We start from the raw sequence: 18692 nt of genomic DNA, 5'->3' as shown, positions 1-18692 counted from the left end.
CCTCACGCGCCAGCAAGGGAGCGCCGCCATGTTCGACATGATGGAAGCCACCCGGCTAGAGAAACTGCACCTCGCCTACGACCCGGCCACCGGGCTGCGGGCCGTCATCGCCATCCACAGCACCCGCCTGGGCCCGGCCCTGGGCGGCTGCCGCTACCTGCCTTATCCCAACGACGAGGCGGCCCTGCGCGACGCCGCGCGCCTGGCCCAGGGCATGAGCTACAAGGCCGCCCTGGCCGGCCTGCGCCAGGGCGGCGGCAAGGCGGTGATCCTGCGCGCACCCCATGTGGACAACCGCGGCGCGCTGTTCGAGGCCTTCGGCCGCTTCATCGAAAGCCTTGGCGGGGCCTACGTCACCGCGGTGGACAGCGGCACCTCCAGCGCCGACATGGACTGCATCGCCCAGCACACCGACCACGTCACCAGCACCACCCGCGGCGGCGATCCCTCGCCGCACACGGCATTGGGCGTATTCGCCGGCATCCGCGCCAGCGCCCAGGCGCGCCTGGGCAGCGACGACCTGGAGGACCTGCGCATCGCCGTGCAGGGGCTGGGCCACGTGGGCTACGCCCTGTGCGAACACCTGCACGCCGCCGGCGCCGAACTGCTGGTCAGCGACCTGGACCCGGGCAAGGTGCAACTGGCGGTCGACCAGTTCGGCGCCCAGCCCATCGCCAACGAGGCGCTGCTGACCACGCCCTGCGACATCCTCGCGCCCTGTGGCCTGGGCGGGGTGCTCAGCTCGCCGGTGGTGGCGCAGCTGCGTTGCGCGGTGGTGGCCGGCGCGGCGAACAACCAGTTGGCGCACCCGGACGTGGCCGACGAGCTGGAAGCCCGCGGCATCCTCTATGCGCCGGACTACGTGATCAATTCCGGCGGGCTGATCTACGTCGCCCTGCAGCACCAGGGCCAGGAGCTGCCGGCGATCACCGCGCACCTGGCGCAGATCGGCAACCGCCTCACCGAGGTGTTCGCCCACGCCCAGGCCGACCACCGCTCGCCGGCGCGGGTGGCCGACATGCTTGCCGAGCGGATTCTCTACGGGCATGGGGGATGACAGGCTGCAGTAGGGGCATTGGGATAGACGCCCTGTAGGAGCGCGCTCTGCGCGCGATTTCGCGGGCAGGGCCCGCTCCTACAGGGGCACGGCGGGGCCAGATCGTAGGAGCGGATTCATCCGCGATCCGGCCGGCAGGTCGGTGTGCGCCGGTGATCGCGGACGGATTCCGCTCCTACAGTTCCAAGGAAGCACCATCGTAGGATGGGTTGAGCGAAGCGATACCCATCACCACCACCGCATGGGTTTCGCAAGCTCAACCCATCCTACGTAGAGCACCCTGGCATGGCTGTTCGGGCGCTGCTCATTCCCCTTCTGCAAACAACTCGCCAAGGGCGTCGGGCTGGTTCTTGAAGGCGCGGGCGAAGGTGTCGCGGTGGCGGGCCATGAAGATGCCCACTTCCTCCACCTGCTCCTCGTTCAGCGAGGGCACCGCCTTGTGCAGGACGGCGGCGAGGTTCTCCGCCAGTTCGAGCATCTTGTCGTGCCGGTCGGCTTCTGCCTTATCCATGAACAGGCGCTCCGGATCGCGGCTGCTGCGGTACACCACTTCGACGGCCATTCATCACCTCGTATGCCTTCTTGCTGTCTGGGGGGAATAAGTACTGTTTATTTATACAGTGAAGCATAAGGCAATCGCCCGGCCCCTGGGAAGAGGGAAATTGCAGAAGGCCAGTATGGCCGGCGAACCGCTTCGGGGCACGCGGGGCCATGGCAGGGCATGCGACAAGTTGGCGCGGGGCTGGTGGATGGCGCGCGGCGGCGGCGCCCGGCAGACTGGCCGGGCACGCGGGAGGAAGGTTCAGGAGGCGATGCGCAAGGCGCGGCCGGCGGTCATGTCCGCCAGCAGGCGCGGGGCGCTGTCGCCCTGCTCGATGGCGATGCCGAAGCGGATGCTCTGGATCAGGCGTTGCAGCTGTTCGGCGTCCTGCAGCTGGGCGTTGCGGATGAGCCGCTTGGCCGCCACGCCGGCTTCGGTGGAAAGCGTCAGCACGATGCTGCCGTCCGGCCGTTCGAGGCTGAAATTGACCCGGAACTGGGCCTGGAATGCATCGGTGAGTACCTGGAAGGGGCTTTCCATCTTCGATCCTGCCTGCGTGGTGGCGTGACCCTTCATGGACTGGAAGGCGTCAGCAAAGTTCGCATTCATATTGCCGCAGCCTCGGCAGGCTATTGCTGCCCAGGGTCAATGGCGTGTGTCTTGCACGTACCAAGCCAACAATCGCTTTATCGAACCGGGAGTCGACGGATGAAACTGCAATGGGCCGAACGCATGCGCCAACAGATGCACGGAATGGCCGAGTCGCTGGGCAACCTGCTGGTGGAGGGCTTCCACTACCTGGCGCTGTTCGCCATCGGCGGCACCGTGTTCTGGTCGGCGGCGGTGGCCTTCGTCGAGATGTTCGAGAAGGGCCACGCGAGCATCGACGACATCCTGCTGCTGTTCATCTACCTCGAACTGGGCGCCATGGTCGGCATCTACTTCAAGACCAACCACATGCCGGTGCGCTTCCTGATCTACGTGGCGATGACCGCGCTGACGCGCCTGATGATCGCCGACATCCAGCACAACCACGTGCCCGACGACGGCATCATCCTGGTCTCGGTGGCCCTGTTGCTGCTGGCCCTGGCCATCCTGGTGGTGCGCTACGCCTCCTCGCGCTTCCCCTCGGCGCCGTCGGGCAAGGGCGAGCAGGCGCTGCTGCAGGACGACGAGCGCTGAAGGCCGTTTCACCTGGGGTGGCTCCCTTTGCGGCCGCGATGCACTAACATCGGAATAATTCGCGCCGCCGAGGGAAGACCCGCACGATGAAGGGCTGGAAGCTGTTCGCACCCCTGCTGCTCCTGGTAATCATCTCCATCACCCTGTACCTGCGTCTGCACACCCAGCCCTTGCTGCTGCAAGGCGAGGCGGACGCCACCGAAGTCATAGTCGCCTCCAAGGCCAAGGGCCGCGTCGAGACGTTGCACGTGCGGCGTGGCGACGACGTGCAGAAGGGCCAGCTGTTGATAAGCCTGAGCAGCCCGGAGCTGCAGGCCCAGCTGGACTCGCTGCGCGCCGGGCGCAGCCAGGCCCAGGCGCAGCTCGACGAATCCCTGCACGGCACCCGCGAGGAAACCCTGCGCGCCCTCCAGGCCAGCCTGCAGCAGGCCCAGGCCGAGCTGCGCAACGCCGAGCTGGACTTCCAGCGCAACGAGGAACTGGCCGGCCGCGGCTTCGTCTCCCAGGCGCAGCTCGATACCACCCGCCGCGCCCGCGACGTGGCGCGCAACCAGGTGGCCGAGGCCCAGGCCAACCTCGACCAGGGCCAGCGCGGCGACCGCGAGGAAGTGCGCCAGGCGCTGCAGGCCGCGGTGCGCCGCGCCGACGCGCAGATCGCCGAACTGCAGGCACAGACCGACGACCTGGCCGTGCTCGCCCCGATGGACGGCGAGGTCGGGCCCATCCCGGCGGAGGAGGGCGAGCTGATCAACGCTTACAGTCCGCTGCTGACCCTGGTGCGGTTGTCCGACAGCTACCTGGTGTTCAACCTGCGCGAGGACATCCTCGCCAAGGTGCGCAAGGGCGACAAGGTGAAGCTGCGCATCCCGGCGCTGGAAGACGCCGAGGTGGAGGCCGAGGTGCGCTACATCGCCCCGCTGGGCGACTTCGCCACCAAGCGCGCCACCCGCGCCACCGGCGACTTCGACCTGAAGACCTTCGAGGTCCGCCTGTATCCGCTGCAAGCGGTGCAGGGCCTGCGTCCGGGGATGAGCGCGCTGTGGCAATGGCAGCAATAAGGCGCAACCTGCTGCGCTTCGCCCAGGCGTTCAACACCGAGACGCGCATCGCCGTGCGCAGCTGGACCATCCACTGGCTCGGCTGGCTGTGGCCGCTGCTGCTGTTCACCCTGATCAGCGGCATCTACCAGGCCGGCACCCTGCTGGACATGCCGGTGGCCGTGGTCGACGCCGACCACAGCCACCTGTCGCGGCGCGTGGTGCGCGAGCTGGACGCCGGTTCCCACGCCCAGGTCGAGGTGCTCGGCGGCGGCCTGCAGGAAGGCTTGCGGCGCCTGCGCACGGCCGACGACTATGCGCTGCTGTACATCCCCCGCGACTTCGAGGCCGACGCCCTGGCCGGGCGCCAGCCGCGCGCGGTGCTCTACTACAACTCGCTGTTCTATTCCGCCGGCTTCTATTCCACCCAGGACTTCAGCGGCCTGGTCGCCGGCGTCAACCAGGACCTGCGCCCCTACCTGGCCGCCGGCGCGGGCGCCCCGCTGCCGAAGCTGGCGAGCATCAGCGTGGCCTACGAGAGCCTGTTCAACGCCAGCGGCAACTACATCTACTACCAGCAGTTCGCCGCCATCGTGCACCTGCTGCAGCTGTTCGTGATCGTCGCCACCGTCCACGTGCTGGCCCGCGAGGCCCCGGAGCTGCGCGCCTCCTCGCCGCACATCCTGCGCGCCCGGGCGCTGGGCGTGCGCCTGCTGGGCAAGCTGGCGCCCTATACGCTGCTGTTCAGCGCGTTGCTGATGCTGGAGCTGTTCCTGCTGGTGACGCTCAACGGCGCGAAGATCAACGGCAGCCCGCTGTGGATGCTGGCGATCACCGTGTGCTACGTGATGGCCGCGCAGAGCGTCGGCCTGGTGCTGTTCATCTTCACCGCCAACCGCTTCAGCGCCTACTCGCTGATCGGCCTGCTGATCGGCGTGGCGCAGACCTATTCCGGGGTGCTGCTGCCGGACCTGGCGATGCCCGAGATCGCCCGCTTCATCAGCCTGGCCGAGCCGCTGACGCACACCCTGCACGGCCTGTTCGACCAGTTCCTGCGCCAGGCCCCGCCGGAGTCCGGGCTGTACGCCTGCTGCCGGCTGCTGGTCTACCCGCTGCTGGCCTACATGATCGCCAAGCTGCGCCTGCGCCGGCGCCTCGACCTGAGCCCGGCCTGAGGAGGCGCCATGGAGAACTTCTGGAGCGTCCTCAGGCAGACCCTGAAGAACATGCTGGGCAAGCCGCTGTGGCTGCTGACCGTGCTGTCGGTGGCGCTGACCACCTTGCCCTACGCCCACCGCACCATGGACGACCTGCCGGTGGCGGTGGTCGACATGGACCACAGCGCCGCCTCCCGCGAGCTGATCCGCCTGCTCGACGCCGCGCCCAAGATCGCCGTGCGCAGCTACAGCGAGCTGCCCACGGCGCAGCACGACCTGGCCTGGCGCCGGCTGTTCGGCATCGTCATCCTCCCGGTGGACTTCGAAAAGCGCGTGCTGCGCGGCGAGGCGGTGAGCGTGCCGATCTTCGGCGACGCCACCAACCGCATGGCCAACGGACAGATCCAGCAGGACATCAGCGCCACCTACAACGAGCTGACGCTGCGCTACAACGCCCACCTGCTGCTGCACAACGGCTTCAGCGCGAGCCAGGCCGAGGTGCTGCTGAGCCCGGTGGTGGGCCAGCTGACCGACCTGTTCAACCCCGGCACCAGCTTCGCCGCCATCGTCCTGCCGGGGCTGGTGACGCTGATCCTGCAGCACAGCCTACTGCTGTCCTGCACGCGGGTGAACCTCAACCTGCGCGGCGGCACCCCGCGCTCGCTGCGCCAGCCGCCGTCCACGCGCTTCGGCCGCTACGCCGCGCAGTTGCTGATCTGGACGGTGCTGGCCATGCTCTTCTACGTGATCTGGCCGTGGATCATGGGCTACCGGCAGACCGCCTCGTTCTTCATGCTCATGGGCCTGGTGCTGCCCTTCCTGCTGGCGGTGATCGCCCTGAGCGAATTCCTCGCCGAGCTGCTGCCCTCGGAAGAGGCGGTGTACCTGACCATGACCTTCATCACCCTGCCGCTGTTCTACATGGCCGGCTTCACCTGGCCGCCCCAGGCCATGCCGCAGTGGGTGCAGTGGCTGGCCAACGGCATCCCCTCCACCTGGGCGATCCGCGCGGTGGTGGAGATGAACCAGATGAACCTGCCGCTCTCGGCGGTTTCCGACCGCATCCTGGTGCTGCTCGGCATGGCCGCCGCCTACGGCCTGCTGGGCACGCTGATCTACCAGTTCCGCAACTGGCGCTGGGACCAGCTCAAGGGCTGGTGAGCCCCGAAGCGCTCTTTCTCTTCGTAGGAGCGAGCTTGCTCGCGAACGGGCCCCGCAGCGGAATCTGTTCGCGAGCAAGCTCGCTCCTACGAGAAGCCGTGCCCGCCTGCGGGAGCGGATCTCGCTGTGGCCATGGCGATGGGTATCGCTTCGCTCAACCCATCCTACGGGGCTGGCGCGGCTCGGAAATCGCCTTCCCACCCGTCGCCGCCCCTTGCCGGGATGGCGCGCTCATGGCATCTTTGCGCAAATGATAAGGCTTCGCATTTGAGGGGTGTTCACAGGCGCATCCCCGGTGCAACGCGCCCCTGGCGCAGAGGGCTCCCGTGTCGTCCCCGTCCGCTTCCACCCATTCCCAGGTCGGCGAACTCTACGCCGGCCACCACCACTGGCTGCTGGGCTGGCTCTACCGCCGCCTGGAATGCCACCAGCAGGCCGCCGACCTGGCCCAGGACACCTTCGTCCGCCTACTCGGCCGCCGCGAACTGAAGGGCCTGCGCGAACCCCGCGCGTTCCTCGCCACCGTGGCCCGCGGGCTGGTGGTGGACCACTTCCGCCGGCAGAGCCTGGAGCGCGCCTGGCTCGACAGCCTGGCGCAGCAGCCGGAGGCCGAGGCGCCCTCGGCCGAGGCGCGCGCCCTGGTGCTGGAGACGCTGATGGAGATCGACCGCCTGCTCGACGGCCTCAAGCCCAAGGTGCGCAGCGCCTTCCTGCTGTCGCAGCTGGACGGCCTGACCTACCCGCAGATCGCCGAGCAGCTGGGCGTTTCGCTCAGCTCGGTGCAGCAGTACATGACCCAGGCCTTCGCCCACTGCTACCAGGCGCTGTATTCATGAGCCGGGCGCAGCCGCTGGAACACGGCGTGGTCGAGCAGGCCATCGGCTGGCGCGTGCGCCTGGCCTCGGGCCTGGCCGGCGCCGACGAACAGGCCGCCTGCCAGCGCTGGCGCGCCGCCGACCCGAGCCACGAGCAGGCCTGGCAGCGCCTGGACTTCTTCGACGGGCGCCTGGCTGGCGTGGCGCCGGAAACCGCCAGCAGTGCCCTGCGCCAGGCCGCCTTCGACCCCACGCGGCGCCGCGCGCTGAAGAACCTGATGCTGCTGGCTGGTTGCGCCGCGGTGCTCGGCAGCGGCGCCTACGGCCTGCGCGACTCGCGCTGGCTGGCCCAGGAACGCACCGGCGTCGGCGAGCGCCGGCGCATCGCGCTGCCCGACGGCGGCTGGCTGCAGCTGAACACCGACAGCGCCATCGACCTGGCCTTCGACGCCCACAGCCGGCGCATCCGCCTGCTGGCTGGGGAAATCCTCGTGCAGACCGGCCACGACGCCGCCGGCCGCGGCTTCTGGGTGGACACCGCCCAGGGCCGCCTGCAGGCCCTGGGCACGCGCTTCGCCGTGCGCCTGGAAAGCCACGATGCGCTGCTGGCGGTGCAACAGGGCGCGGTGGCGGTCTCGCCGGGCGATGGCGAGCACGTCGCCGGCGTCATCCAGGCCGGCCAGCAGGTCCGCTTCGACCGCCAGGGGCTGTATGGCGTCGCCGACTTGGACGCCGACGCCCTGGCCTGGAGCGACGGCTACCTGGTGGCCCGGCAATGGACCCTCGGCCGCCTGTGCACGGAACTGTCGCGCTACCGCCCGGGCGTGCTGCGCTGCGACCCGGCGGTGGCCGGCCTGGCGATCTCCGGGGTGTTCCCGCTGGACCAGCCGGAACAGGCCATCGCCGCCCTGCAGCGCAGCCTGCCGGTCCGCGCGCAGTACCGCACCCGCTACTGGGTGACGCTGGTGCCGGCCTAGCGCGCCGTATCATCGCTTCGGGATTGGCGTCCCGTATGCTCAAGAGCTGCTGGTGGAAATACTCGCACTCATACGGCTGCGTCTGTGTCATGGGCGGGCCGTGCAGGGCATCTTCGGATGCACCGGTTCCTCTGTCCCGGCACGCCAACCTGCACGGTCCGCCCTCCCTGATTGGCGCCAGGAAGAACGGAAGAAACCCACCCTACGCTCCGTGGTGCGATTGACACGGCCCGTTCCCTGCCCATACCGTTGCTTCGCCGCCCAGCAGGGCGGTGCGGGATTGGCGTCCCGTTTGCTCAAGAGGTGCTAGTGGAAACACTCGCACCCGTACGGCCGCGTCTGTGTCATGGGCGGGTCGTGCAGGGCATCTTCGGATGCACCGGATCTTGAGCCGGCACGCCAACCTGTACGGCCCGCTCTCCCGGATTGGCGTCTGGGAAGTGGATTCGAACATTGCTCAAGAGATTCATACCCATGACCATTTCATTGCTTCCCAAATCTGTTTCCAACCTCGAACTACTCGATGCCGCCTACAGCCGCCAGGTAGCCGCCCGTGACCTGCTGCGCGTGCTCGCCGGCGCGCAGGACCTCGGCAGCCCGACGCCGGAAATCCTCGCCAACGCCCTGGGCGCCGTGCAGTTGCTGGTCGAGGACGCCACCCGCCTGTACGAACGCGCCACCAACCGGTAGGGCAGCTCCCGCGGACGGCGGGAACAACCCTCGTAGGATGGGTTGAGCGAAGCGATACCCATCGCCATGGCCGCATGGGTTTCGCAGGCTCAACCCATCCTACGAAAAGCTCCTTCGCCCCGGCTCGCCGCATGGCCAGCCCTGCCTCAGGCATCGCTCGTCTTGCGCCGGTTCTTGTAGCTGCCGCGGATGTTCATCGCCGCCAGGCACAGTTGCAGCAGCACCAGGGCGTAGGCCTTGGCCGGCAGGCCCCAGGCTATCCACAGGGCGTTGCTGGCCAGGAAGGTCCAGAAGCCGAGCTTGCGCCGCCGGCGCTCGCGGGAGCCGACCAGCCAGGCGGCCAGTACCGTGACCAGCATCGCCGGCCATTGCAGCAGGTCGAGGAGTTCGTGCATGGGGCGGTTTCCCGCGGCTGTCGTCCTTGCTTCAGACCAGCCCGGGCGCCGCGAAGTGCGGTCTGACCGCGTAGCCGTCGAGCAGCGCCTGCACCTTGTCGGCGTCCAGCTCGCCGTTGAAGGGCACGCCCAGGGCCTGGCGGTGGATGCCGGTGGCGGCCAGCCAGAGGGTGTCGATGCGCGCGGCCAGGGCGCCGGGTACGTCGGTCACCAGGGAGTCGCCGACGAACAGGATGTTCTGCGCCCCGCGCGCCTGCAGTTGCCGCTCGGCGATGCGGAAGGCCGCCGGGTCCGGCTTGCCGAACCAGCGCACCTCGCCGCCTTCCTCGGCGAAGGCCTCGGCCAGGCGGCCGGCGCCGAACACCGTGCGCCCGGCGGAGACCACCACACGGTCCGGGTTGGCGCAGAGGAAGGGCAGGTCCAGGGCCTGGCGCAGCGGTTCGAAGCGCGCCTCCAGCTCGTCCTGGGGGAAGCTGCCGACGCCGAGGATCAGCGTGGCCTTGTGGATATCCGTGCCGAAACGCTCGCGGATGTGCGCCGGCCAGGTGCCCAGGGCGTCGGCCACGCCGGCGATGCAGATACCGCCGCGCTGCAGCTGCGCATCGTGCTCGATGGCGTCGATGGCCAACTGGCCGGAGGTGGTGATGCCCGCGTACAGCTCGCGCGGCACGCCCAGGCGCGCCAGGGTGTCGGCCATTTCCGCGACGCTGCGCGAGGCGTTGCTGAGGAACCACACCGGGCGGCCCTCGGCGGCGCGGCGGTGGAGCCAAGCGAGGGCGCCGGGGAACACCTCGGCGCCGTCCATCAGCACGCCCCAGAGGTCGAGGATGAAGCCGTCGTAGCTGGCGCAGAAGGCATCCAGGCCGGCGTGATCGATGAGGCGGGTGTGGGTGACGGCGCTGAAGCGTGGGGAGGTCATGGCAAGCCTGTCGCGGGGAAAAGCCCCAGCCTAACGCACCGCGGGCAGGCAGGTGAATGCTTTCAGCTGGCCGGGTGGGCCTGGGCGACGCTCTCCGGCGCCGGGGCCACCGGCACCTCCACCAGACCGCGCAGGTGACACAGGCTGAACGGGCTGGGGCTGCAGCGGCCCTCGGCCATGGCCTGGCGGATGGCGTCGATGTCGGCGTTCTGCACGTAGTGGATGGCGTCGGTCATGTCGTCGGCGCTGCCGAAGCCGCCCTCGCGCATTTCCTTGAGCGCGTCTTCCTTGCTCCAGCCCTGGACCACCGTGCGGTACATGGCGGAGAACAGCCCGGTGCGGTCGCTGCCGTGCTTGCAGTGCATCAGCACCGGGCCCTGCTGCTGGGCGGCCTGCAGCAGGTTGAGCACGCGGATGACGTCGGCGTCGTCGACGCGGTCGGCGTGGGTCGGGAAGCTGAGGATCTGCAGCGGCGCGGCGCCGGTCCAGGCCTTGTCGTCGTCCTTGATGAAGCTCAGCACCGTGTGCACGCCGAGCTGCTGCAGCAGCGGCAGGTCCTGGCCGTCGGGCAGGGCGCTGCGGTAAAGGGTGGGCGACATGCGGTAGAGGTTGAACGACTTGTCCACCGGCTGCGCCCAGTCGGCGGGGCGCTCGTCGGCGTGGGCCGCCCCGGCGACCAGGGCGAGGGCGGCAAGGGCGAGCAGGCAGCGGCGCAGGGCCGCGAAGGGCAGGGCGGGGCGCATGGAGGCCTCCTGACTGGCGGAGCGCAGACAGTAGGCGGCGGGCGATAAAGGCCGGATGAAAAGATCGTGAAAAAAGCGTGAAGACGCCCCGCGGCGATCAGCGGGGCAGGAAGCGCGCCTGCACCGGCGGGCGGAAGAACCACCAGGCGGCCAGCGGGTAGACCAGGTAGTTCACCAGGTACAGCAGCAGCGCGGCGTGGCTCGGCGGGTTGCGCCAGGCGGCCAGGGCCACCAGCGCCAGGTACAGCAGGGCCAGGCCGGCGGCGTAGAAGCCGAGCAGGCGCCAGCGCTCGGCGACGCTGGGCAGGCGCCCCACGCGGCGGGCGAAGAAGAACGCCATGCCGGCGCCGATGGCCAGCGCCACCAGCAGGTTCACCGGTACCAGGCCGTAGCGCAGCAGGGTGCGCAGCAGCACGTTGAGGAGCATGGCGATGAGGATGCCGGTGAGGGCGTAGTAGCGTGTGCGGATGGGCATGGCTAGAGGCTCCCGTCCAGGCCGAAGCGTTTCTTCAGGGCCTTGTCCAGCAGGGCGGTGGGCAGCCAGCGCGCCAGCAGTGGCAAGGCGCGGCTGCCGTGGCCGACGCGCAGCAGGCGCGGGCGTGGGCGGCGCTGCACGGTGGCGAGCAGCTGGCGGGCCAGTTCGGCGGCCGGGGTGGGTTTGTCCTGGGAGGTGCCGGCGCGGGCGCGGATGAATTCGCGCAGTGGCCACCAGGGCGAGCGGTCGTCCACCAGCTCCTGCCAGGTGCGCCCGGCGTTGGCGCCGAAGCTGGAGGCGATGGCGCCGGGCTGCACCTCCAGCACCTCGATGCCGAAGGGCGCCAGCTCCAGGCGCAGCGCCTCGTTGAGCGCGTGCAGCGCGGCCTTGGAGGCGCAGTAGGCGCCGGCGAAGGGGGTGACCAGCACGCCGGAGACGCTGCCGATGTTCACCACCAGCCCACGGCGTTCGCGCAGCAGCCCGAAGCAGGCGCGGGTCAGTTCGACCACGGCGAAGACGTTGGTCTCGAACTGCCGGCGCAGGGCTTCGGCGCCGCCGTCCAGCAGCGGGCCCATGGCGCCGTAGCCGGCGTTGTTGACCAGCACGTCCAGGCCACCGGCCTCGCGCTGCAGCTGCCCGGCCAGGCGGGCGATGGCGGCGCCGTCGTCGACGTCCAGTCGCACGCCGCGGAAACCGGCCTGGCCCAGGGCGGCCACGTCTTCGTCGCGCCGGGCCGTGGCCCAGACACTGTAGCCGGCGCCCTGGAAGGCCTCGGCCAGGGCGCGGCCGATGCCGCTGGAGCAGCCGGTGATGAGGGCGACGGGTTGGGGCATGGCGGCTTTCCTTGGCGTGGGGCGCGTGGGTGTTCGGCGCCTACCCTAGCCGATTGCGCCGCGCGGGTGAACTCAGTCGCCGAAGCGCCCTTCGATGCGCTCGGCGCGGAACTCCAGGGTGCTGGCGCGGTAGCCCGGGCGCAGCGCCGGCAGCGGCAGGCAGTCGCTCCAGGCGTCGCCGCCGAGCAGCGCGCCGGGGCCGCGGTAGCGCGGCGCCTCGTAGAGGTTCTCGGCCAGGTCCGTGGTGTCGCCGGGGCGGTAGGCGGCGACCTTCCAGCGCAGCTCCAGCAGCGGCGCGTCGCTGCCGTTCTTCAGGTCGACGCGCAGCGGGCGGTCGGCCGGGCACAGCATCGGCGCGTAGCGGATGCGCAGTTCCAGGCGCTCCAGGCGGCGCTGGTCGAGGCTGTCCTGCCAGATCGCCAGGGCCACCACCAGGCCCAGGCCGACCAGGGCCGCGGCCGAGATCGGCAGGGCGCGGGCGGGGTAGCGCAGCAGGAGGATGATCCAGGTGACGATGAGGAGGATGCCGAAGAACATGGATGCGTCCGGGGTGGGCCTGGGCAGCAGCCTAGCAAATCCGCCGCTTCTCGAACGATTCCGATACGCGCTGGCGACCTGGGTCAAGGTTGCGCGGATTTGGTGCGCCGGGCGCTGCCTTCTGCCTCGAAAAGCCGCATAATGCACATTTGAGCAGGCACGCGGCGGCATATTTCCCTTGTGAAGTGTGCATTCTGAACATTCATCGATGTTCGTCATGCTCAAAAGTTTCCGCGTCGTTCCCCGTCGGCTTTTCCGGCCCGCTCCTTGCTCCAGGCCGACAGACACCCCATCCACCTCGCGGAGACATCCATGAGTTCCCCCAGTGAATTCCCCCTGAGCGCCACGCCCAGGGAAGGGCGCAAAGGGCTGCTGCCCATCGCCATGGTCCTGTTCAGCTTCACCTTCTTCACCGGCACCATGTTCGCCGGCGGCAAGATCGGCATGGCCTTCGACTTCGTCGACATGCTCTGGGTCGCCGTCGTCGGCAACACGCTGCTGGCCGTCTACGCCGCCGCCCTGGGGCTGATCGCCTCGCGCAGCGGGCTGAACACCGTGCTCATGGGGCGCTTCTGCTTCGGCGAGCGCGGCAGCAAACTCTCCGACTTCCTCCTCGGTTTCGCCGAGCTGGGCTGGTACGCCTGGGGCACCGCCACCGTGGCCATCGTGCTGGTGAAGATGCTGGCCCTGCCGGGCTGGCTGACCATCCCGCTGATGGTGCTGTTCGGCCTGGGCTTCAGCATCACCGCGATCATCGGCTTCAAGGGCCTGGACCTGCTGTCGCGGGTGTCGGTGCCGTTGATGTTCGTGCTGCTGGTGGCCTCCATGGTCATCGCCACCCACAAGGCCGGCGGCTGGGCCGGGCTGCTGGCGGTGCAGCCGAGCACTGGCATGACCTTCTCGGCCGCCGTGACCATGGTCTTCGGCACCTTCGCCAGCGGCGCCACCCAGGCCACCAACTGGACGCGCATGGCGCGCAGCGGGCGCATCGCCGTGGCCGCCAGCGTCATCAGCTTCCTCGTCGGCAACGGCCTGATGATCGTCGCCGGCGCCTGGTGCGCCATCGTCTACCAGAACGCCGACATCGTCGAAGTCATGGTCCTGCAGGGCCTGTCGTTCGCTGCGGTGATCATGCTCTGCCTGAACCTGTGGACCATCCAGGGCCCGACCATCTACAACGTCTCCGCCGCGGCCTGCCACCTGGTGCGCAGCGAGCGCCGGCGCAGCATGACGCTGCTCGCCGCGGGCGTGGGCATCATCCTGGCCATCGGCGGCATGTACGAGTGGCTGATTCCCTTCCTGGTGCTGCTGGGCTCGATCATCCCGCCGCTGGGCGGGGTGATCATGGCCGACTTCTGGCACCGCCACCGCGGCAACTACCCGGCGCTGGTCGGCCCGCACATCCCGGCGTTCAACGTCGCCGGGCTGGTGTCCTACGCCGTGGGCGCGGCGCTGGCCTATGCCTCGCCGTGGATAGCCCCGCTGGTGGGCATCGGCGCCTCGGCGGCCTGCTACATCGTGCTCGGCGAAATCGCCCGTGCCCGCGCCGGCGTGGCGGAGCCGCGCGCTTGAGCCTGAGCGTCGAGGAAATCCTCCGCCTGCCGGGCCTGGAGACCCTGACCCTGCGGGCCGGCGCACGCAACCTGCAGCGCAGCGTGCGCTGGTCCTACGTGGCGGAGAACGAAGGCATCGCCGAGTGGGTGATGGGCGGCGAGCTGGTGTTCGTCACCGGCATCAACCACCCGCGCGACGAGGCCAACCTGCTGCGCCTGGCCCGCGAGGGCATCGCCAGCGGCATCGCCGGGCTGGTGATCCTCACCGGCGACGAGTTCATCCAGCGCATCCCCGAAGCGCTGGTGGCGCTGGCCGAGGCCGAGGGCCTGCCGCTGATCGAGCAGCCCTACGCGCTGAAGATGGTGATCGTCACCCACCTGATCGGCACGGCGCTGGTGCAGATGACCCAGGTGAAGCACTCGCGGCGCGACATCCTTGGCCAGTTGCTCAGCGGCGACTGCCCGAGCCTGGCCATCGTCCGCCGCCGCGCCGAGCACCTGCAGCTGCCGCTGGACGCGCCACGGCGCCTGGTGGCGCTGCGCCTGGCCGGCATCGACGGGCTGTTCCGCGAGTACGCCCCGGAGGAGGCCGAGCGCCGCCTGCACCTGTACCGCCAGCAGTTGCTCGACCGCCTGGAGGACTGGCAGCGCAACCTGCCGGACGCGCTGCCGACCATCGTCCAGGGCGACCTGTTCGTGCTGCTGCTGGCCGACTGCGAGCAGGCCTGCGGGCGCGACGCCCTGCAAGGGCTGGCGGCGACCCTGGCGCGGGAGCTGCCGTTGCGCGCCTACCTCGGCCTGTCGGCGCCCGCCGCGGACTGCGCCGACTTCCCCCGCGCGCTGCTGCAGGCGCGCCAGGCGCTGGAGGTGGCCGAGGGACTGCGCCCGCCGGGCGGCCTCTGCGACTACCGCGAGCTGGGCGTGCTGCGCCTGCTGCGGGCGATTCCCGATCGCACGGTGATCGAGCAGTTCCTCCACGACACCCTCGGCGCCCTGCTTGCGCCCGGGCGCAAGCAGCCGCAGCTGCTGGTCGACACCCTCGACGCCCTGCTCCAGGAGGGTGGCAACGCACTGCGCGCCGCCCAGCGCCTGGGCATCCATCGCAACACCCTGAACCAGCGGATCGCGCGCATCGAGTCGTTGAGCGGCCAGTCCCTCGACGACCCGCAGTTCCGCTTGAACGCATCCATGGCGCTGCTCATCCGCCGCATGTCCAGCGCCCAGCCTGAGGAGCCACGCTAATGAAGATCGTCAACGCCAAGCTGCGCAAGCAAACCGGCCTGTTCACCATCCGCTGCGCGGGCGAGACCATCGCCGAGGTGCTGCCCCAGGCGGCCAGCGTCGCCGCCGCGGCCGAGGACCTCGACGCCGCCGGGCAACTGGTGATCGCGCCGCTGGTGGAGCCGCACATCCACCTCGACGCCACCCTCACCGCCGGCGAGCCGGAGTGGAACATGAGCGGCACCCTGTTCGAGGGCATCGAGCGCTGGGCGCAGCGCAAGGAAACCATCACCCATGAGGACACCAAGGCCCGCGCCCACACCACCATCCGCATGCTGGCCGCCCACGGCATCCAGCACGTGCGCACCCACGTGGACGTCACCGATCCCACGCTGGCCGCGCTCAAGGCGATGCTGGAAGTGAAGGAGGAGGCGAAGCACCTGGTGGACCTGCAGATCGTCGCCTTCCCGCAGGAGGGCATCGAGTCCTACGAGGGCGGCCGCGAGCTGATGGAAGAGGCGATCCGCCTGGGCGCGGACGTGGTCGGTGGCATCCCGCACTTCGAGAACACCCGCGAGCAGGGTGTCAGCTCGATCAAGTTCCTCATGGACCTGGCCGAGCGCACTGGCTGCCTGGTGGACGTGCACTGCGACGAGACCGACGACCCCAATTCGCGCTTCCTCGAAGTGCTGGCCGAAGAGGCGCGGGTGCGTGGCATGGGGGCGCGGGTGACTGCCAGCCATACCACGGCCATGGGCTCCTACGACAATGCCTATTGCTCGAAGCTGTTCCGCCTGCTCAAGCGTTCGGGCATCAGCTTCGTTTCCTGCCCGACCGAGAGCATTCACCTGCAGGGGCGCTTCGACAGCTTCCCGAAACGCCGCGGTGTGACCCGCGTGGCGGAGATCGACCACGCCGGGATGAACGTGTGCTTCGGCCAGGATTCGATCAAGGACCCGTGGTACCCGCTGGGCAACGGCAACATCCTGCGCGTGCTCGATGCCGGCCTGCACATTTGCCACATGATGGGTTTCGAGGACCTGCAGCGCAGCCTCGACCTGGTCACCGACAACAGCGCCCGCGCGCTGAACCTGGGCGAGCGCTACGGCATCGCCGCCGGCCGCCCGGCCAACCTGCTGGTGCTGGGCGTGGACAGCGACTACGAGGCGGTGCGCCAGCAGACCAGGGCGCTGTATTCCATCCGCCACGGCCGCGTGCTGATGCGCCGCGCGCCGGAGAGCGTGGAGCTGCTCGAAGGCTGATGCCGGGATACCTGTAGGAGCGGGCCCTGCCCGCGATTCGCGCGCAGGGGAATGGCGTGGGTGGGGCGGCGTAGGAGCGGATCTCATCCGCGATCCGCGCCGGTGGTTCCGGCTATCGCGGACAAGGTCCGCTCCTACGACCGTGCTTCCCGGGAGCCGTTGGCGTTATGCGCTCTACTGGTTTGCCTGGAATTGTAGGAAGGGGAATGGCGTGGGTGGGGCGGCGTAGGAGCGGATCTCATCCGCGAATCGCGCCGATATGTCCGGTTATCGCGGACAAGGTCCGCTCCTACGACCGTGCTTCCCGGGAGCCGTTGGCGTTATGCGCCCTACGGGTTTGCCTGGAATTGTAGGAAGGGGAACTGTGTGGGTGGGGCGGCGTAGGAGCGGATCTCATCCGCGAATCGCGCCGATATGTCCGGCTATCGCGGACAAGGTCCGGGCGAGCACGGCTTCTCGTAGGAGCGAGCTTGCTCGCGAACCAGCCCCGCAGCGAAGCCGTTCGCGAGCAAGCTCGCTCCTACGAAGAGCCCCCCGGCGGACTCCGTCCGCGATAGCCGCCGCCCCACCCACGCCATTCCCTGCGCACAAAGAAAAACCCCCAGGCACAAGGCCTGGGGGGTGATTGGCATCGATGGGGGAGACGCCGTCCTTCAACTAGCGAGCGGCTACCTGCGCGCGGATGCCGCTCTCTTCGGTTCGACCGTAGACGTCTTCCAGACGTTCGATGTCGTCTTCGCCCAGGTAGCTGCCGGACTGCACTTCGATGATCTCCAGCGGGATCTTGCCGGGGTTGGCCAGGCGGTGCACCGAGGCGATGGGGATGTAGGTGGACTGGTTCTCGGTGAGCAGGAACACCTTGTCGTCGCAGGTCACCTGGGCGGTGCCGGAGACCACGATCCAGTGCTCGGCGCGGTGGTGGTGCATCTGCAGCGAGAGCTGCGCGCCGGGCTTGACGGTGATGTGCTTGACCTGGAAGCGGCCGCCCATGTCCACCGAGTCGTAGCTGCCCCAGGGGCGGTACACGGCGCAGTGGTTCTGGGTTTCGCTGCGGCCGGCGGCGTCCAGTTCGTTGACCACCTTCTTCACGTCCTGCACGTGGTCGCGGTGGGCGATCATCATGGCGTCCTTGGTTTCCACCACCACGATGTCGTCCAGGCCGACCACCGAGACCAGCTTGCCGTTGCCGTGCACCAGGCAGTTGCGGCTGTCGTGCACCAGCACGTCGCCCTTGGTGACGTTGCCGTTGGCGTCCTTGTCGTGCACTTCCCAGATCGACGACCAGCTGCCGACGTCGTTCCAGCCGGCGGCCAGGGGCACCACGCAGGCGCGCTGGGTCTTTTCCATCACCGCGTAGTCGATGGAGTTGTCCGGGCAGCATTCGAAGGTGGCCGGGTCGATGTTGATCAGGTCGCCTTCGTGCTGGCTGCGTTCCAGGGCCAACAGGCAGGTGTCGTAGATGTCGGCGTCGTGGCGCTTGAGTTCTTCCAGGAAGCGGCTGGCGCGGAACAGGAACATGCCGCTGTTCCAGTAGTGCCCGCCTTCCTCGACGAACTGGCGGGCGCGGGCCTCGTCGGGTTTCTCGATGAAGCGCTCGACCCGCGCGACGCCGCCGGGCAGCTTGTCGTCGGCGTTGGCGCGGATGTAGCCGTAGCCGGTTTCCGGGCGGCTGGCGGGTACGCCGAAGAGCACCATCTCGCCCTTCTCGGCAGCCACGGTGGCCAGCGCCAGGGCGCGCTGGAAGGCGCGCGGGTCGTCCAGCACGTGGTCGGCCGGCAGCACCAGCAGCAGTTCGTCGCGGCCTTCGGCGAGCAGCTTCATGGCGGCGATGGCCACGGCCGGGGCGGTGTTGCGGCCGAAGGGTTCGAGCAGGATGCCCTGGGTCTTGAGCTTCAGTTGTTCGAGCTGTTCCTGGAGGATGAAGCGGTGTTCCTTGTTGCTCACCACCAGCGGCGGCTCCATGCCTTCGAAGGCCAGGCGCTCGAGGGTCTGCTGGAACAGCGTGTGCTCGCCGGCCAGGGCCAGGAACTGCTTGGGATACAGCTTGCGGGAAAGGGGCCAGAGTCGCGAGCCGCTACCACCGGAAAGAATGACGGGAATCATGTGGGGTTTCTCCTTAAAGCGTTCATGCGTTCTG

General features: G+C 69.1%; 20 protein-coding genes. 11 read left to right on the top strand and 9 right to left on the bottom strand.

Annotation, left to right across the window (positions count from 1 at the left end):
- The first annotated feature begins 28 nt into the window (after positions 1–28).
- Positions 29–1057 carry a Glu/Leu/Phe/Val dehydrogenase family protein gene (locus ACTWJ5_RS25965; RefSeq protein WP_043273133.1) on the top strand — a complete coding sequence of 343 codons (1029 nt, stop codon included), beginning with the start codon at positions 29–31 and terminating at the stop codon, positions 1055–1057.
- Between the two features lie 304 nt (positions 1058–1361).
- On the opposite strand, the gene ACTWJ5_RS25960 is transcribed toward ACTWJ5_RS25965, so the two are convergent.
- Positions 1362–1619 carry a YebG family protein gene (locus tag ACTWJ5_RS25960; RefSeq protein ID WP_009616064.1) on the bottom strand — a complete coding sequence of 86 codons (258 nt, stop codon included), beginning with the start codon at positions 1617–1619 and terminating at the stop codon, positions 1362–1364.
- A 240-nt stretch (positions 1620–1859) separates the two neighbouring features.
- Positions 1860–2138 (bottom strand): DUF3509 domain-containing protein, encoded by a 279-nt coding sequence (locus ACTWJ5_RS25955; protein WP_024128466.1) that lies wholly within the window; start codon positions 2136–2138, stop codon positions 1860–1862.
- Between the two features lie 168 nt (positions 2139–2306).
- Between ACTWJ5_RS25955 and ACTWJ5_RS25950 the strand changes: the two genes are divergently transcribed.
- The 7 genes from ACTWJ5_RS25950 (at position 2307) to ACTWJ5_RS25920 (ending at position 8617) form a co-directional block, all read left to right on the top strand.
- The gene (locus ACTWJ5_RS25950) at positions 2307–2780 is read left to right on the top strand and encodes a phosphate-starvation-inducible protein PsiE (RefSeq protein WP_009616066.1); all 474 of its coding nucleotides are present in this window, start codon (positions 2307–2309) and stop codon (positions 2778–2780) included.
- An 86-nt stretch (positions 2781–2866) separates the two neighbouring features.
- Positions 2867–3838, top strand: a complete 972-nt coding sequence (locus ACTWJ5_RS25945) for an HlyD family secretion protein (RefSeq protein WP_444436823.1) — start codon at positions 2867–2869, stop codon at positions 3836–3838.
- On the top strand, positions 3820–4992 hold the full coding sequence (locus ACTWJ5_RS25940; protein ID WP_116422843.1) for an ABC transporter permease: 1173 nt from the start codon (positions 3820–3822) through the stop codon (positions 4990–4992). Before ACTWJ5_RS25945 ends, ACTWJ5_RS25940 begins: the two co-directional genes overlap by 19 nt.
- Before the next feature lie 9 nt (positions 4993–5001).
- A complete protein-coding gene (locus tag ACTWJ5_RS25935) occupies positions 5002–6135 on the top strand; it encodes an ABC transporter permease (RefSeq protein WP_074984614.1) in 1134 nt (377 codons plus the stop codon).
- Between the two features lie 326 nt (positions 6136–6461).
- Positions 6462–6971 carry a sigma-70 family RNA polymerase sigma factor gene (locus ACTWJ5_RS25930; protein ID WP_074984611.1) on the top strand — a complete coding sequence of 170 codons (510 nt, stop codon included), beginning with the start codon at positions 6462–6464 and terminating at the stop codon, positions 6969–6971.
- Positions 6968–7927 carry a FecR domain-containing protein gene (locus ACTWJ5_RS25925; protein WP_074984609.1) on the top strand — a complete coding sequence of 320 codons (960 nt, stop codon included), beginning with the start codon at positions 6968–6970 and terminating at the stop codon, positions 7925–7927. The genes ACTWJ5_RS25930 and ACTWJ5_RS25925 overlap by 4 nt, the downstream gene beginning before the upstream one ends.
- A 474-nt stretch (positions 7928–8401) precedes the next feature.
- Positions 8402–8617 carry a hypothetical protein gene (locus tag ACTWJ5_RS25920; RefSeq protein ID WP_444436822.1) on the top strand — a complete coding sequence of 72 codons (216 nt, stop codon included), beginning with the start codon at positions 8402–8404 and terminating at the stop codon, positions 8615–8617.
- Between the two features lie 146 nt (positions 8618–8763).
- Here ACTWJ5_RS25920 and ACTWJ5_RS25915 read toward each other — a convergent pair whose 3' ends face one another.
- The 6 genes from ACTWJ5_RS25915 to ACTWJ5_RS25890 form a co-directional block, all read right to left on the bottom strand.
- The gene (locus ACTWJ5_RS25915) at positions 8764–9012 is read right to left on the bottom strand and encodes a hypothetical protein (RefSeq protein WP_444436821.1); all 249 of its coding nucleotides are present in this window, start codon (positions 9010–9012) and stop codon (positions 8764–8766) included.
- A gap of 31 nt (positions 9013–9043) precedes the next feature.
- Positions 9044–9931 carry a TIGR01459 family HAD-type hydrolase gene (locus tag ACTWJ5_RS25910; RefSeq protein WP_444436820.1) on the bottom strand — a complete coding sequence of 296 codons (888 nt, stop codon included), beginning with the start codon at positions 9929–9931 and terminating at the stop codon, positions 9044–9046.
- Between the two features lie 62 nt (positions 9932–9993).
- Complete coding sequence (locus tag ACTWJ5_RS25905) at positions 9994–10674, bottom strand: tyrosine-protein phosphatase (protein WP_444436819.1); 681 nt, start codon at positions 10672–10674, stop codon at positions 9994–9996.
- A 97-nt stretch (positions 10675–10771) separates the two neighbouring features.
- Entirely contained in the window at positions 10772–11149 is a 378-nt protein-coding gene (locus ACTWJ5_RS25900) for a hypothetical protein (RefSeq protein ID WP_074984601.1), read from the bottom strand.
- A 2-nt stretch (positions 11150–11151) separates the two neighbouring features.
- Positions 11152–11982 (bottom strand): SDR family oxidoreductase, encoded by an 831-nt coding sequence (locus ACTWJ5_RS25895; protein WP_444436818.1) that lies wholly within the window; start codon positions 11980–11982, stop codon positions 11152–11154.
- Positions 11983–12054: 72 nt separating this feature from the next.
- A complete protein-coding gene (locus ACTWJ5_RS25890) occupies positions 12055–12519 on the bottom strand; it encodes a multidrug transporter (protein WP_444436817.1) in 465 nt (154 codons plus the stop codon).
- A 312-nt stretch (positions 12520–12831) separates the two neighbouring features.
- Between ACTWJ5_RS25890 and codB the strand changes: the two genes are divergently transcribed.
- The 3 genes from codB to codA are packed head-to-tail and all read left to right on the top strand — an operon-like array spanning position 12832 to position 16555.
- A complete protein-coding gene (codB, locus tag ACTWJ5_RS25885; RefSeq protein WP_074984597.1) occupies positions 12832–14091 on the top strand; it encodes a cytosine permease in 1260 nt (419 codons plus the stop codon).
- Complete coding sequence (locus ACTWJ5_RS25880; protein WP_444436816.1) at positions 14088–15314, top strand: PucR family transcriptional regulator; 1227 nt, start codon at positions 14088–14090, stop codon at positions 15312–15314. The genes codB and ACTWJ5_RS25880 overlap by 4 nt, the downstream gene beginning before the upstream one ends.
- Entirely contained in the window at positions 15314–16555 is a 1242-nt protein-coding gene (gene codA, locus ACTWJ5_RS25875) for a cytosine deaminase (RefSeq protein WP_444436815.1), read from the top strand. Before ACTWJ5_RS25880 ends, codA begins: the two co-directional genes overlap by 1 nt.
- 657 nt (positions 16556–17212) lie before the next feature.
- On the opposite strand, the gene ACTWJ5_RS25870 is transcribed toward codA, so the two are convergent.
- Positions 17213–18658, bottom strand: a complete 1446-nt coding sequence (locus ACTWJ5_RS25870) for a mannose-1-phosphate guanylyltransferase/mannose-6-phosphate isomerase (protein ID WP_444436814.1) — start codon at positions 18656–18658, stop codon at positions 17213–17215.
- Positions 18659–18692 lie beyond the last annotated feature (34 nt).

The sequence above is a fragment of the Pseudomonas sp. A6 genome (assembly GCF_052367875.1).
Classification (GTDB): domain Bacteria; phylum Pseudomonadota; class Gammaproteobacteria; order Pseudomonadales; family Pseudomonadaceae; genus Pseudomonas; species Pseudomonas citronellolis.
This window is presented reverse-complemented; position numbering and strand designations above follow the sequence as displayed.

What these genes read in the sequence shown, in the direction of transcription:
- ACTWJ5_RS25915 (WP_444436821.1), bottom strand. Translation starts at nt 9,012, where the DNA reads ATGCACGAACTCCTCGACCTGCTGCAATGGCCGGCGATGCTGGTCACG.
- codA (WP_444436815.1), top strand. Translation starts at nt 15,314, where the DNA reads ATGAAGATCGTCAACGCCAAGCTGCGCAAGCAAACCGGCCTGTTCACC.
- ACTWJ5_RS25945 (WP_444436823.1), top strand. Translation starts at nt 2,867, where the DNA reads ATGAAGGGCTGGAAGCTGTTCGCACCCCTGCTGCTCCTGGTAATCATC.
- ACTWJ5_RS25950 (WP_009616066.1), top strand. Translation starts at nt 2,307, where the DNA reads ATGAAACTGCAATGGGCCGAACGCATGCGCCAACAGATGCACGGAATG.
- ACTWJ5_RS25935 (WP_074984614.1), top strand. Translation starts at nt 5,002, where the DNA reads ATGGAGAACTTCTGGAGCGTCCTCAGGCAGACCCTGAAGAACATGCTG.
- ACTWJ5_RS25955 (WP_024128466.1), bottom strand. Translation starts at nt 2,138, where the DNA reads ATGGAAAGCCCCTTCCAGGTACTCACCGATGCATTCCAGGCCCAGTTC.
- ACTWJ5_RS25900 (WP_074984601.1), bottom strand. Translation starts at nt 11,149, where the DNA reads ATGCCCATCCGCACACGCTACTACGCCCTCACCGGCATCCTCATCGCC.
- ACTWJ5_RS25960 (WP_009616064.1), bottom strand. Translation starts at nt 1,619, where the DNA reads ATGGCCGTCGAAGTGGTGTACCGCAGCAGCCGCGATCCGGAGCGCCTG.
- ACTWJ5_RS25920 (WP_444436822.1), top strand. Translation starts at nt 8,402, where the DNA reads ATGACCATTTCATTGCTTCCCAAATCTGTTTCCAACCTCGAACTACTC.
- ACTWJ5_RS25890 (WP_444436817.1), bottom strand. Translation starts at nt 12,519, where the DNA reads ATGTTCTTCGGCATCCTCCTCATCGTCACCTGGATCATCCTCCTGCTG.
- codB (WP_074984597.1), top strand. Translation starts at nt 12,832, where the DNA reads ATGAGTTCCCCCAGTGAATTCCCCCTGAGCGCCACGCCCAGGGAAGGG.
- ACTWJ5_RS25965 (WP_043273133.1), top strand. Translation starts at nt 29, where the DNA reads ATGTTCGACATGATGGAAGCCACCCGGCTAGAGAAACTGCACCTCGCC.
- ACTWJ5_RS25910 (WP_444436820.1), bottom strand. Translation starts at nt 9,931, where the DNA reads ATGACCTCCCCACGCTTCAGCGCCGTCACCCACACCCGCCTCATCGAT.
- ACTWJ5_RS25925 (WP_074984609.1), top strand. Translation starts at nt 6,968, where the DNA reads ATGAGCCGGGCGCAGCCGCTGGAACACGGCGTGGTCGAGCAGGCCATC.
- ACTWJ5_RS25895 (WP_444436818.1), bottom strand. Translation starts at nt 11,982, where the DNA reads ATGCCCCAACCCGTCGCCCTCATCACCGGCTGCTCCAGCGGCATCGGC.
- ACTWJ5_RS25870 (WP_444436814.1), bottom strand. Translation starts at nt 18,658, where the DNA reads ATGATTCCCGTCATTCTTTCCGGTGGTAGCGGCTCGCGACTCTGGCCC.
- ACTWJ5_RS25905 (WP_444436819.1), bottom strand. Translation starts at nt 10,674, where the DNA reads ATGCGCCCCGCCCTGCCCTTCGCGGCCCTGCGCCGCTGCCTGCTCGCC.